The organism is Stenotrophomonas sp. ASS1 (genome assembly GCF_004346925.1).
GTDB lineage: Bacteria > Pseudomonadota > Gammaproteobacteria > Xanthomonadales > Xanthomonadaceae > Stenotrophomonas > Stenotrophomonas maltophilia_A.
This window is the reverse complement of the sequence record NZ_CP031167.1, coordinates 2,570,567-2,583,256: the sequence shown is the minus strand read 5'-3', so window position 1 is coordinate 2,583,256 and position 12,690 is coordinate 2,570,567. Positions and strand designations below refer to the sequence as shown.

The window sequence follows — 12,690 nt, the reverse complement described above, 5'->3', positions numbered from 1 at the left end:
CGGCCGCTGGCCGGCAACCCCGCGATCTTCGGTAGTGCCGGCCGCTGGCCGGCAACACGATAGAAAGAGAACGAAGGCAGAAACCCATGGCAACCCCCCTCGACCGCATCAAGATCCTCGAACCGCGCCATCCCAACCGCAGCACCGGCATCATCAACGGCCGCACCAGCGGCATCCTCAACTGGAACGACATTCCGTACCCGTCGTTCTATCGGGCCTACAAGGAGCTGTCGACCAATTTCTGGATTCCCGACGAGGTCGACATGAAGCTCGATGCCCGCCAGTACGGCGAGCTCAACGCACGCGAAAAGAACGCCTACGACTCGATCATCGGCCTGCTCGCCACGCTCGACTCACCGCAGACCCGCTTCATCTACAACGTGGCCGAGTACATCACCGATCCCGCCGCGCATGCCAATGCAGCGATCATCGGCCAGCAGGAAGTGATCCATAACGAGAGCTACAGCTACGTGCTGGCCTCTATCACCGACCTGCCGAACCAGAACCGCATCTTCGAGATCGCCCGCACCCACCCGACCATCATCAAGCGCAACGCACCGATCATGGGCGCGTATGACGACTTCATGCGCGAGAAGACCGCCGAGACCCTGCTGAAGTCGCTGATCCAGTCCTCGATCCTGGAAGGCATCAACTTCTATTCCGGTTTCGCCTACTTCTACAACATGGTGCGGCAGAACCGCATGAACGGTACGGGCAAGATCATCAGCTTCATCAACCGTGACGAGCTGGCGCATACCAAGTTCATCAGCGAGCTGATCCGCGCCATCATCGGCGAGAACCCGGAGCTGCAGACCAACGAGCTGACCGCCTACGTGCACCAATCATTCGAACACGCGATCGAGCTGGAGACGCAGTGGTCGTCGGAGGTGCTGGACGGTATCGACGGCATCGACGTGGACGAGATGGTGCGCTACGTGAAGTACCGCGCCAACAAGATGGCCGGCATGCTCGGCATCGAGCGCCTGTACAGCGACACCACCGACAACGTGATGCCGTGGATCAAGGCCTACGCCGACAACTTCACCGAAACCAAGACCGACTTCTTCGAGATGCGCAATGCAAGTTACAAGAAGACCAACGTCGACAACGGCTTCGACGACCTGTGAGTCCGGCGCCGCGCTGAGCATCCTGGTGGTGGTCGCCTCGTTGAGCGGCAACACCCGCGAGCTCGGCCGGCAGATCGCCGAGCGTTGCCGCGCCGCAGGTCATTCGGTTCACTGGCAGGAGGCTGACGACCTGCGCCAGGCGCCGCCGCTGGCGGCCGATGAGGCCGACCTGGTGCTGCTGGGCTGCTGGACCGACAACGCCGGCCGAACGCCGTCGGAGATGAAGGCATGGGTGGCCGGTATTGCCGAACGCGGTGAGCGGCCGCGGCAGCTGGCGGTGTTCGGCACCGGCGAAACGCAGTGGGGGCAGGAGTACTACTGCGGCGCCGTGCACCGCCTGATCCGCTACTTCCGCAGCGACTATCCGCCGCTGGAAATCGAACAGATGCCGCATGGCCAACGCCATGCGGGGGCCATCGAGGCTTGGACCGACGCGGTCCTGGCCCACTATTGGAGCAACACCGATGCAGATCATCCACGCCACCACGCCTGAGCAGTTCCGGCAGCTGCTGGCCGAACATCCTAGGGTGCTGGTGGATTTCCACAAGGACCAGTGCCCGGGGTGCCGGATGCTGGAGATGTCGCTGCACCGGGTGGCCAACAGCATGGCGGGGCAGGGCACGACCCTGCTGCGCGTGCAGCTGGAAGTGCTGGGTGAGGCGTTCTTCAGGGAGCTGGGGCTGCGGCAGACGCCGACGCTGTCGCTGTTCCGTGACGGTGACGAACGTACGCGCCTGGCGGGGTTCCAGTCGCCTCAGCAGATCGAGGCCGCGATCGCGTTGCATCTGTAGCGTGGAGATGGTGGGGTCGGATCCCTTGCCAGCGGCAAGGGCTCTGACCCCGCATCGTGTAAAGGCATCCACGCATGGCGTGGATCTACTGGGTCCAACCCCTGGATCTGGCATCACCCGCCGCTGAAGGTATCCACCAGCAGCTTCACGTTCAGCGCCACGATCACCAGCGCGATCACCCAGGCGATCGCGCCCAGCCAGCGCGGGGCTACCAAGGCGCCCATCGTCACCTTGTCGGTCACGATCCGCACCAGCGGGATGATCGCGAACGGCAGCTGCATCGACAGCACCACCTGGCTCAGCACCAGCAGCTTCACCGCGCCCTGGTCGCCGAACAGCATGATCACCACCACCAACGGAATGATCGCCAGTGCACGCGTGATCAGCCGCCGCAGCCACGGTGGCAGGCGCAGGTGCAGGAAGCCTTCCATCACGATCTGGCCGGCCAGCGTCGCCGTCACCGTCGAGTTCAGGCCGGAGGCCAGCAGCGCGATCGCAAACAACGTCGCCGCCGCGCCCACGCCCAGCATCGGCGCCAGCAGCTGGTGTGCCTGCTCGATGTCCTCCACGTCGAATCGGCCATTGGCATGGAACACCGCCGCCGCCAGGATCAGGATGCTGGCGTTGATGAACAATGCGAGGGTCAGCGCAATGGTGCTGTCGGTGACCGCCCAGCGCAGCGCGCTGCGGCGACCGTCATCGGTACGCGGGTAAGCGCGGGTCTGCACGATGGACGAATGCAGGTAGAGATTGTGCGGCATCACCGTGGCACCGATGATGCCGATCGCGATGTACAGCGCGTGCGGATCGGTCACCACCTGCGCACGCGGAATGAAGCCGCCCAGCACCGCCATCACCGGCGGTGCGGCCAGCGCGATCTGCACCACGAAGCAGCCGAAGATCACCATCAGCAATGCGATCACGAAGGCTTCCAGCGCACGGAAACCGCGGTTCATCAGCAGCAGCACCAGCAGCGTGTCCAGCGCGGTGATCACCGCGCCCCACAGCAACGGCAGGTCGAACAGCAGCTTCAGCGCGATCGCGGTGCCGATCACCTCGGCCAGGTCGCAGGCGATGATCGCCGCCTCGCACAGCGCCCATAACGCCAGGTTCACCGGCTTCGGGTAGCGGGCACGGCAGGCCTGCGCCAGGTCCATGCCGGTAGCGATGCCGAGCCGCGCCGACAGCGCCTGCAGGATCACCGCCATCAGGTTGGAAATGAGGATGACCGACAGCAGCAGGTAGCCGAAGCGCGAACCGCCGGCGAGGTCGGTGGCCCAGTTGCCGGGGTCCATGTAGCCGACCGAGATCATGTAGCCGGGGCCGAGGAAGGCCAGCAGGCGGAACCACCAGTGGCCCTTGTCGGGCACCGCCACCGAGGCGTTGAGCGCACCCAGGCTGGCCGGAGTGGAGGCCGAAGGGTCGCGGGGCGCCAGCGTGTTCATGGGTTCGAATATAGCTCCTGCTATAGTCATTAGCAATGTGAAACAATCGTCTTTATCGCGTTACTGGTCCAGAATTCAGGTTCAACACCGGAGTACACCGGAAGGACAGGCGCAGGCGTGGGCAAGACCGACGATTCGACATCGCTGAAAAGCACCCCCTTGATCGAGGCCGAGCGCCAGGTCGAGAGCTTCCGGCAAGTGCGCGAGGCGCACCGGATGGAGCTGGTGGAGGACTATGTCGAACTGATCTCGGATCTGCTGGCCGACGGCGGCGAGGCCCGCCAGGTCGACATCGCCACCCGCCTGGGCGTAGCCCAGCCCACCGTGGCGAAGATGCTGCGGCGGCTGGCCCGCGACGGTTGGGTGGTGCAGCGGCCGTACCGCGGCGTGTTCCTGACCTCGGAAGGCGAGGCGCTGGCGCATGCCAGCCGCCAGCGCCATCAGACCGTGGAGCGTTTCCTGCTGGCGCTGGGCGTGGACCCGGATACCGCGCGGCGCGATGCCGAGGGTATCGAGCACCATGTAAGCGAGCAGACGCTGGCGCTGTTCGAAGCGTTCGTGCGCAAGGCGGAGGGCGGGGCGCCGTAACGGTTGCGTCGGGCCATGCCCGGCGGCTGTTCGCGCGGTGATGGAATGAGTCGAGCGTGGCTCGACTCTACAGATCGGGCGGACAATGGGCCTGCTGCTGCGCGCACGCCCGTTTCGTCCATTCCTTCAACACGGGCTGCAGGCCTTCGTAACGCCGGCCTTGCCAACCATTGGCCAGCACCTTGCCGTCGGCATCGATCAGCACCAGATTCGGCGGTGCCAGCCCGGCCAATGCCTGCAGTGCCGGCATGCGCGCGGCACGGCGCGGGTCCAGCACCGGCCACGGCATGTCCTGCGCGTGCATGTAGCGGCGCAGCGCGGCCTCGCTCTCATCCAGGCTGACGTACACCACTTCGGTATCGGCGCCGGCCTCGCGCAATGCGTCACGCACGCTGCGCAGTGTGGGTACGAAGGCATGGCAGGGCGCGCACCAGTCGGCGCCGAAGTACAACGCCACCAGCTTCGGTGGCGATGACCATTGCATCGGCCGCAGCGAGCGCTGTTCCGGCCGCATCAGCGAGGCCGAGACCTGCGCGTGCAGGTCCGCAGCCATCGCCGGTGCGGCCAGCAGGACGGCACAGGCCAGCAACAACGCTCGTAGTGACTTAGAACGCATAGCGCAGGTTGACGTACCACGAGCGCGCGAAGCGCGGCCCATAGACATAGTCGCTGTCCCGCAGCGCGCCCACTTCCAGATCCTTCTGGCGCTGGTCGAACACGTTCTTGACGCCTGCGGCCACCGACACTTCCTGCTGCGCCTGCGCGCCCAGGTGACGGTGCCAGCGCGCACCCAGATCGGTCACCAGGAATGAACGCGTGCGGTGCAGTTCGCCCAGCCGGTTGTTCAGCACCGACATCGGCCCGGTGTGGCGCAGCGCGACGAAGGTCTCCCACGGCTCGGCCGGCATCCAGCTGAGCTGGGCCAGGCCGGTCCAGCGTGGGGTCTTCAGGTAGTCCCGGCTTTCGATCACGGTGTCGCCGCCGTCGCCGGTGTCGTCGAAGATGCGCTGCGGTTCGCGGAAACGCGAGCGGTACCACGATGCACCCGCGGTCAGGCGCCACTGCGGCGACGGCTGCCAGCCGAGGTTGGTTTCTGCGCCCAGCACATTGGAGCCGGACGCGTTGTAGCGCAGCTGGCTGAGCTGGCCATCATCGCCGCGCTGGATCTCGCCCAGCGCGAAGGTGTCGCGGATGCGCGCATAGGACGCAGTGGCATCCCAGCTCCACACCGGATTGGCCGGGTCCGATCGCCAGTCGAAGCCGAACAGGGTGGTCAACGCGCGCTCTTCCTTCAGGCCGTCGGTGTTGCGCACGCGCACCTGTTCGCCACCCAGCGTATCGACATGTACGTCCTCGACGAAGATCTCTGGGGCACGGAAGCCGGTGGCAATGCCGGCGCGCCACTTCAGGTTGGGCGTGGCCTGCCAGGCCAGCGCGATGCGCGGCGAGAACACCGCGCTGTCCAGTTCCGAGCTCTTGTCCACGCGCGCACCCAGCACCAGGTCGACGTTGTCGCGCAGGCTCCACTCGTCCTGGATGAAGGCGCCCAGGTTGTGGAAAGTAGCGTCCTCCAGCACTGCCAGCCGCTGGCCGTCACCGGTGCGGTTGTCGTCGCGCAGCGCCTCGTGCTTGTACTGCACGCCGAAGGCCAGCGCGTGCGCCCCCAACCGCCAGTTCAACTGGCTGTCGATGTAGTGCAGCGGGTTGTGGGTGCGGCCGTACTGGCGCCACGAACGCGAAGCCGCGCTGCCGGCGACGTTGGGGTCCAGCTGCGACGGGTCATAGCCAGGGGCAGAGGGATCGGTGACCACGTCACCCAGACCGCCATAGAAGCTGTCACGGTCGATGTCGGCGAAGGCATAGGCCAGGCGGAAATCGACGTCGGCATTGATCTCCTGGTCCCACGACACGCTGCCGCGCCGGTACTTCGTATCCAGCGATTCGGCGATGTTGGCCAGGTACTCGGGCTGGTCCAGGCGGTTGCCGCCGCGGCGGGTTTCATCGGTCACCTGCAGGTCCAGGCGCAGCCGTGTGCCCGGTGTGGGCGCATACCAGGCCTGCAGCCCGCCGACCTTGAGATTCTTGCGGGTGATCTCGGTATAGCCGTCACCGTTGTAGTCGATGCCACTGTTCCAGTTGCGCTGGGCGATCACCGACAGCCCGGCGTCGGCGTCCTTGGCCACCAGGTCTAGGCGCACATCGGCATTCTTCTGCGGCGTGCCTTTCAGCACATCCACGCCGGCCTGCACATGGCCACCGCTGCGCGCCGGCAGTGGCGGGATCAGGTTGATCACACCGGTCACCGCGCCCGGGCCGTACAGCGCCGAGCCGCCGCCCTTGACCACTTCGATGCGGTCGACGAATCCGGCCGGAATCTGTTCCAGGCCGTACACGCTGCCCAGCGTGGACAGCAGCGGGATGCCATCGAACAGCAACTGGTTGTAGGCGCCGGGCAGGCCCAGCAGCTGTACCTCGCTGGTGTTGCAGTTCTGGCAGTTGCTTTCCACGCGCAGGCCATTGATCAGCTCTGCGGCACGCGAGAAGTCGGTGGCCGCGCGCAGCGCGATGTCTTCCTTGCGCAGCACTTCGGTGCGGATCGGGACATCGGACAGCAGGCGTTCGCTGCGGGTGGCAGTGCTGACCTTGACCTGCACGCGGTCCAGCTCGGTCGGCTTTGGTGTGGCTGCCAGCACGGGCAACGGCAGGGTCAGGGCAATGGCGGCAGCCAGAGGCAGCCGGCGGGAAAGGGGTCTGGAAACGGGCATGAGGGCGTCGTCCTTGGGAGAGGAAAGGCGGCGAGGGCGACCTGGCTGACGCATATGAAAGCAGAGGGTCATAGATATAGCAATGGCTATATAAATAAGTCCGTGCAATCACGAGGCCGGAAGCAGGATCAGAACATCGCGGACGACGGTGTTATAACATTACAGTTAAGCGCCAGAACCCTGCCGGATGTCATGCCCGGCAGGGTGCGAGGGAAATCGAGGAACGCCGCCCTGGGGTGATCCCAGGGCGGCGAGGGGCTTACCAGGCGGCGCGCAGGCCGACCTGGGCACCGTGGTTGCGATAGCCGCTGTCGCCGCGCTGCACACGCAGGTCACCCCACGCGCTCCAGCGCTGGCCCAGCTGCAGCTGGGCACCGGCCTGCACTTCGTAACGGTTCTCCGGCGTCTTCGCGCTCAACGACTCGCTGTTGAAGCGCATGGCCTCATCGCGCTGGCCACGCAGCCAGTTCGCCGCCAGGAACGGCTGCACGCGGTTGCCCTGCAGCGTGCCCTGGCCAAACAGGCGTACGCCGAGGCGGCTGTTGAGGCCGCCGCCGCGGCCATCCTCGACCGTGGTGCCATTGTTTTCGACCAGGCTGTCACCGTCGTAGTCGGTCCAGGTCAGCTGCGCCTGCGGCTGCAGGTACAGCGTGCTGGCCTCACTGCTGCGGATGGCCCAGGCATAACCAGCTTCCAGCGATGCGCTGCGGGTCCTGGAGTCGTAGCTCTCGCGGGCGATGCCTTCGCCCTGCACCTCGTTGTCGAAGCGCGCCGCCTGCAGCCAGCCGTCCACGTACAGGCCGGCACTGCTCTGTGCATCCTGCACCCAGCCCAGGTAGACACCGGCCGACTTGCCCTTGACCTTGCCGCGGGTGCCATAACCGCTCAGATTCGACACCGCCTGCGTGGTCGCCTCGCCGGTGCCCAGCATCACGCCGATCTGGCCACGGCCATCGCCCCAACGCCAGACATCGCTGCCCAGCTGCAGGGTGTTGATGTGGGTACGGGCGTCAACCTGGCCGGCCACGTTCGCCTGCAGCTGGTCACGCCCGGCGCGCACCCAGGTACCGATGCGGGCGCGGTCGAAGCCGGGCTCGCCGCGGTCATGGCGGCGCAGCTGGAACATCTGCACGGCCCCGGCCTGGTTGGCCAGGTACGCGCCCGGCTCCGGACGCAACACGGGGACCGGATCGACGGGATTGACCGGATCCACCGGATCGACCGGATCGACCGGATCGATCGGGTCAACAGGATCGACCGGATCCACCGGACCAGTGCCCTGGCACTCCGGCAGCGCCGGATTGATGTCGCACGGATTGCCGGTGTAGGCCGAGGTCAGGTACCAGTTGCCGTTGGTCGCGCCCGGAGTGCCCTTGCGCAGGAAATACTCGTACATGCCACCGATGGCGCGGCCCTGCATGGCGAAGGTTGCGGTGGAGGTGCCATCGACCTGCACCAGCGGAATGCCGTTGACGGTCTGCGCACCGGCGCCATTGATGTTGTTGACCACGATCCGGGTGCTGCCGCTTGCATCGCCGGTGACGTGCACCTTCGAAGTCGGCGCATCGTCGGCGGCCATCACCGTATTGAAGTGCAGCGTGCCGCCCTGGCCGACATAGTTGCCGTTGACGGTCAGCTGGCGGAACTCACCCGGCCCGAGCAGGATGTCGCTGCCTGCACCCAGAGTGAGATTACCCGTGTTGCTGTCGCCGGACAGCGTCCAGCGGCCGCCCTGGTCGACGATGACGTCGGCCGGGCCGAGGATACGGCCGGTGAGGTCGAGGCCGTCAAGGAAGCGCAGCGTGCCGGTGGCGGTATCGGCGATGGTGATATCGCCCTTGAGCGTGGAGGTGCGGGCGGTGACGTCAAATACTGAGCTAGCGCGCCCTTCGATCACGACATTATTGCTGCTGGAAAGCGTCGATCCGTTTTGGATTGCTACGCGGACAGGGTATCCCGTCGTGGTGCCGCCAATAAGAAGCGCCGGCCCGCTTGTTGCTGCAACATGTGAAGAATCGAGGAGCAGTCCCCAATCCTGCATGCCCGCCGAACCTGCGATTGCGCTGTTCGTGAGGCTGATGCCATAGGCACTTCCGACGACCTTTGTGTTGGCTTTCAGGTTGAGGATTGTGCCAAGGCTGCGAATCCCTTGCGCAAAAGTGCTTCCCTCCGAGTCCAGTCGGCCGCCGCCGCTGCCGGTGAAGGGCCCATTGAAGGTGCTGCCTGCCGTCGTAAGGTGTGGCCGAGTAAGTCCAGCATAGCCTGAGCCGACGAAGATTGAGAGGGTGAATTGGCCATTCACGGTCGAGTTGTGCAGCGTGCCAACACTATTGAGCAGCCGCATGCTGGAAATACTTGCGCCATTCGCAATGACCTGTGCGGGTTGACCTCCAGAATAGTTGGTGTCGATTCGGTTGGTCGTGGCTCCTTCCACAATCAGCGTGCCACCGTTTACGTCGTAGGGTTGAGGTAGTGAGCCTGCATTCACCACAAGAGTCTGGCCTGGATTGACGGTTGCTGCGCCGGCTGCACCAGAAGTGGCAATTAGCAATACTGTGGCGATAGCCCGAGCTAGATCGGATTGGTTCTTGGTGGAAGGAAACTTCGGCGTGAACTGCATCATGCGCATGGGTGTTTCTCCTTGAAGCCTATTGGGGGGACCTGCATCCGCAGGGCCGGAGGCGGCACTTTGCGGATCGGGTCTTGCCTGGGCCATGCAATTAATCTGAAACGACTGCAGCGGCACTTGCCGGATTCAAACCCCGTTCAATAACTCACCAAACTGAATGGAGCGCGTGGTCTGAATAATTCAGCGTGCGTGAGAGCGCAGTGAATGGCGCGTGCAGGATGCTCAAGCTGCGCATCTGCAATCTAAATCCGTGACAGTGGCCACAGTTCATCGGCGCCGTGGCGCTGCGTGGCGGGGTTCATGGAGTCGGGTACGGCTCAAAGCCCTTTCCTCTGGAAAGGGATCCGACTCAGGGGCCTCGATCAGCCGCGGCGGAACGCGGCGGGGGTACGGGCGCCGACGATGATCATGCGGATCATCGTGGAGATCTGTTCGACCAGCTCCGGATCCTTCTCCGGTGGCAGGTCCATGGCGGTGGCACCCATCGCGAACACCAGCCGGGTGATGGCCTTGGCCACCAGTTCCGGGGCATGCAGTACGGCGCCATCCAGTGCGGCCAGGCGCACCAGATCGTGCTGCAGCTCTTCCTCGAAATAGTGCAGCTCGCGTTCGACCGCATGCTTGAAGTCGTCCGAGCCGACCGCGCCCTCGCGCAGCAGCACGTGCAGCAGTTTGTCGTCGGCGCGCAGCTGCTCCATGAAGGTCTCCACCGAGACCCGCACCACGCTGGTGGCGGTGGAGGTGGCGCGCTGCCGGGCCTCGCCGATGATGGTGCGCAGCGAGCGGCCGGCCGCATCGATCAGCGCCACGGCCAGTTCGTCCATGTCGCGGAACTGCCGGTAGAAGCTGTTCGGCGCGATGCCAGCCTCACGCGCCACTTCGCGCAGGCTGAGCGTGGACAGGCTGCGGTGCGGCCCGATCAGTTTCAGGGCAGCAGCCAGCAGATCCTCACGGCTCACCGTACGGCGGGCCGGGCTGTTGGCATCTTCGGGCGTCGACAAAGCGGTGGCGGCGGCCATGGGGGTTCCGGTGGGGCGAGGCTGAATCATACCCAATCCGGTTCAATATACACATGTATACACAGGTGTATGTGCGCCCGTATAGTGCGCCCATGAGCGCTGTCGTCCGTCCGTCCCTGTTTTCTCCATACCGCTGGGTCTCGCCGTCGCTGTTCGATTTCTGGGCGGGCCAGCTCAATCCCCTGTGGACCCTGCGCGAGCCGGTGGCCCGCCTGGTCCGGCGCGAGCCGGCCGGCGAGGGCGCGGCGACCCTGGTCCTGCGCACCAACCGGCACTGGACTGGCATGCGCGCTGGCCAGCACGTCACCCTCGGCGTCGAGATTGAAGGACGCCTGTGGCAGCGCAGCTACAGCCCCACCGCACTGGGTCGGCGCGAACTGGCGATCACCGTCAAGGCGGTCGATGGCGGCCGGGTCAGCCAGCATCTGGTCAATCATGCGCAGCCGGGCGAACTGTTCCGCCTCGATGCCGCCTTCGGCGAATTCCATATGCCGGCCGCGGCGCCAGTGCTGCTGCTGGCGGCCGGCAGTGGCATCACGCCGATGCGCAGCCTGCTGCGCGACACCTGCCAGCGCCCGCTGGCCGCGCCGGTGGACCTGTTCTACTGGGAGCGTACCGCTGCCCATCTGCAGTTTCGTGATGAACTGCAGGCGCTGGCCGCAGCGCATCCGAACCTGCGCGTGCATCTGCTGACCACCCGCGACGGTGAGGCGCCGGCCGCGCGTATCGATACCCACGATCTGCAGGTGGCCGGCGATGACACGCCGTTGGCGCAGCGCCATGTGCTGGCCTGCGGCCCGGACGGCTTCGTTGCCGCCGCGCGCGAGCGCCTGGCGCACCAGGTGGCCGGTTTCCAGGCCGAAGCCTTCACCCCGCCAGCGCCGCTGCGCGATGCCAGCAGCGAAGGTGAGGTGTCGCTGACGCTTGCGCGCAGTGGCCGCCAATTGAGCGTGCCGCGTGGCCGCTCGCTGCTGGAAAGCCTCGAAGCCCATGGCATCAAGCCCAAACACGGCTGCCGCATGGGTATCTGCAACAGCTGCAGCTGTGACCGCGTCAGTGGCGCCACCCGCCACCTGCGCACAGGCGACCTGCAGTCCGAATCGGCACAGCCGGTGCGGATCTGCGTGAGCGCACCGACCACCGACCTGACCCTGGATCTCTGAGGACGCCTGCCATGACCCGCGCTACCGACCGTGCCCTGAGCACCGCCGAGATGCATGCCTTCGGTGAGGAACTCGACGCGATCCGCGACCGTGTGATCGGCAGCCTCGGCGCCTCCGATACCCGCTACATCCGCCGCGTGGCCGCCGCCGTGCGCTGGTTCGGCGTGGGTGGCCGTGGCCTGCTGTTCCTGGCGGCGTTCTCGCCGTTGTTCTGGATGCCGCTGCTGTGGCCGGCCGCGATCACCGGCACGCTGCTGCTGGCGCTGTCGAAGATCTTGGAGAACATGGAGCTGGGCCACAACGTCATGCACGGCCAGTTCGACTGGACCGGCGACCCCAAGCTCAACGGCAACACCTACGAGTGGGACATCGTTGCCACCGCCGACAACTGGCGCAAGACCCACAATTTCCGCCACCACACCTACACCAACGTGCGTGGCATGGACGATGACATCGGCTACGGCCTGCTGCGCATCTTCCCGGAACAGCGCTGGAAGCCGTTCTACCTGCTGCAGCCGATCATCGCGCCGATCTTCGCGCTGCTGTTCCAGTGGGGCGTGGCCGCGCAGGACCTGCGCCTGGGCCGTTGGCTGAAGGGCCGCATCAGTGGCCGTGCGATGTGGATGCAGACCCGCCCGGTGGCGCGCAAAATGGCCCGTCAGGTGCTGAAGGACTACGTATTCTTCCCACTGCTGGCCGGCCCGTTCTTCCTCACGGTGATGCTGGGCAACCTGGTCGCCAACGGCCTGCGCAACATCTGGACCTATGTGATCATCTTCTGCGGCCACTTCACCGCTGAATCGGAAACCTTCCCGAAGGAGTGCCTGCGCAATGAGTCGCGCGGTCACTGGTACCTGCGCCAGCTGCGCGGTTCGTCCAACATCAGTGGCGGTTTCCTGATCAACGTGCTGTCGGGCAACCTCAGCCACCAGATCGAGCACCACTTCTATCCGGACCTGCCGGCCAACCGCTATGCGGCCATCGCCAAGGAAGTGAAGGACATCTGCCGCCGCTACGGCCAGCACTACAACAACGGCTCGCTGCCGCGCCAGTTCGGCCAGGTGGTCTGGCGCATCCTGCGCCACGCGTTCCCGAGCAAGCCGCGCCGCCTGCCGATGTCGGACATCATGTCCGCACCGGCATCGGCCAACGCGGGCTGATCG

The 12,690-nt window shown here is 65.6% G+C and carries 11 protein-coding genes; 6 read left to right on the top strand and 5 right to left on the bottom strand.

The window, feature by feature from the left end; translation table 11 throughout:
* Window positions 1–86 precede the first annotated feature (86 nt).
* From MG068_RS12080 to MG068_RS12070, 3 genes are read left to right on the top strand one after another with little or no spacing between them, the layout of a single operon-like run.
* The gene (locus MG068_RS12080) at window positions 87–1,127 is read left to right on the top strand and encodes a ribonucleotide-diphosphate reductase subunit beta (protein ID WP_024957408.1); all 1,041 of its coding nucleotides are present in this window, start codon (window positions 87–89) and stop codon (window positions 1,125–1,127) included.
* Window positions 1,128–1,152: 25 nt separating this feature from the next.
* Complete coding sequence (locus MG068_RS12075) at window positions 1,153–1,620, top strand: flavodoxin (RefSeq protein WP_132810309.1); 468 nt, start codon at window positions 1,153–1,155, stop codon at window positions 1,618–1,620.
* Window positions 1,592–1,918, top strand: coding sequence for a thioredoxin family protein (locus tag MG068_RS12070; protein WP_132810308.1), 327 nt, complete (start codon window positions 1,592–1,594; stop codon window positions 1,916–1,918). The genes MG068_RS12075 and MG068_RS12070 overlap by 29 nt, the downstream gene beginning before the upstream one ends.
* Window positions 1,919–2,031: 113 nt before the next feature.
* Here MG068_RS12070 and MG068_RS12065 read toward each other — a convergent pair whose 3' ends face one another.
* A complete protein-coding gene (locus tag MG068_RS12065; RefSeq protein ID WP_132810307.1) occupies window positions 2,032–3,363 on the bottom strand; it encodes an Nramp family divalent metal transporter in 1,332 nt (443 codons plus the stop codon).
* A 117-nt stretch (window positions 3,364–3,480) separates the two neighbouring features.
* On the opposite strand from MG068_RS12065, the gene mntR reads away from it, so the two are divergent.
* Entirely contained in the window at window positions 3,481–3,951 is a 471-nt protein-coding gene (mntR, locus tag MG068_RS12060; protein ID WP_101765630.1) for a manganese-binding transcriptional regulator MntR, read from the top strand.
* A gap of 67 nt (window positions 3,952–4,018) precedes the next feature.
* Here mntR and MG068_RS12055 read toward each other — a convergent pair whose 3' ends face one another.
* From MG068_RS12055 to fabR, 4 genes are all read right to left on the bottom strand, one after another.
* Window positions 4,019–4,567 carry a thioredoxin-like domain-containing protein gene (locus MG068_RS12055; RefSeq protein ID WP_132810306.1) on the bottom strand — a complete coding sequence of 183 codons (549 nt, stop codon included), beginning with the start codon at window positions 4,565–4,567 and terminating at the stop codon, window positions 4,019–4,021.
* The gene (locus tag MG068_RS12050; RefSeq protein ID WP_132810305.1) at window positions 4,557–6,716 is read right to left on the bottom strand and encodes a TonB-dependent receptor plug domain-containing protein; all 2,160 of its coding nucleotides are present in this window, start codon (window positions 6,714–6,716) and stop codon (window positions 4,557–4,559) included. Before MG068_RS12050 ends, MG068_RS12055 begins: the two co-directional genes overlap by 11 nt.
* Window positions 6,717–6,975: 259 nt before the next feature.
* On the bottom strand, window positions 6,976–8,613 hold the full coding sequence (locus MG068_RS12045; protein WP_240792072.1) for an autotransporter family protein: 1,638 nt from the start codon (window positions 8,611–8,613) through the stop codon (window positions 6,976–6,978).
* Window positions 8,614–9,707: 1,094 nt separating this feature from the next.
* A complete protein-coding gene (gene fabR / locus MG068_RS12040) occupies window positions 9,708–10,364 on the bottom strand; it encodes an HTH-type transcriptional repressor FabR (RefSeq protein ID WP_005409961.1) in 657 nt (218 codons plus the stop codon).
* A gap of 92 nt (window positions 10,365–10,456) precedes the next feature.
* On the opposite strand from fabR, the gene MG068_RS12035 reads away from it, so the two are divergent.
* Window positions 10,457–11,527, top strand: coding sequence for a ferredoxin reductase (locus tag MG068_RS12035; protein ID WP_165929936.1), 1,071 nt, complete (start codon window positions 10,457–10,459; stop codon window positions 11,525–11,527).
* Between the two features lie 11 nt (window positions 11,528–11,538).
* Window positions 11,539–12,687 carry a fatty acid desaturase family protein gene (locus MG068_RS12030; RefSeq protein ID WP_024957648.1) on the top strand — a complete coding sequence of 383 codons (1,149 nt, stop codon included), beginning with the start codon at window positions 11,539–11,541 and terminating at the stop codon, window positions 12,685–12,687.
* Window positions 12,688–12,690 lie beyond the last annotated feature (3 nt).

Bases quoted from the DNA above. Each gene is read 5' to 3' on its own strand.
- MG068_RS12080 (WP_024957408.1), top strand. From the start codon at position 87: ATGGCAACCCCCCTCGACCGCATCAAGATCCTCGAACCGCGCCATCCC.
- MG068_RS12070 (WP_132810308.1), top strand. From the start codon at position 1,592: ATGCAGATCATCCACGCCACCACGCCTGAGCAGTTCCGGCAGCTGCTG.
- MG068_RS12065 (WP_132810307.1), bottom strand. From the start codon at position 3,363: ATGAACACGCTGGCGCCCCGCGACCCTTCGGCCTCCACTCCGGCCAGC.
- MG068_RS12055 (WP_132810306.1), bottom strand. From the start codon at position 4,567: ATGCGTTCTAAGTCACTACGAGCGTTGTTGCTGGCCTGTGCCGTCCTG.
- MG068_RS12050 (WP_132810305.1), bottom strand. From the start codon at position 6,716: ATGCCCGTTTCCAGACCCCTTTCCCGCCGGCTGCCTCTGGCTGCCGCC.
- fabR (WP_005409961.1), bottom strand. From the start codon at position 10,364: ATGGCCGCCGCCACCGCTTTGTCGACGCCCGAAGATGCCAACAGCCCG.
- MG068_RS12035 (WP_165929936.1), top strand. From the start codon at position 10,457: ATGAGCGCTGTCGTCCGTCCGTCCCTGTTTTCTCCATACCGCTGGGTC.
- MG068_RS12030 (WP_024957648.1), top strand. From the start codon at position 11,539: ATGACCCGCGCTACCGACCGTGCCCTGAGCACCGCCGAGATGCATGCC.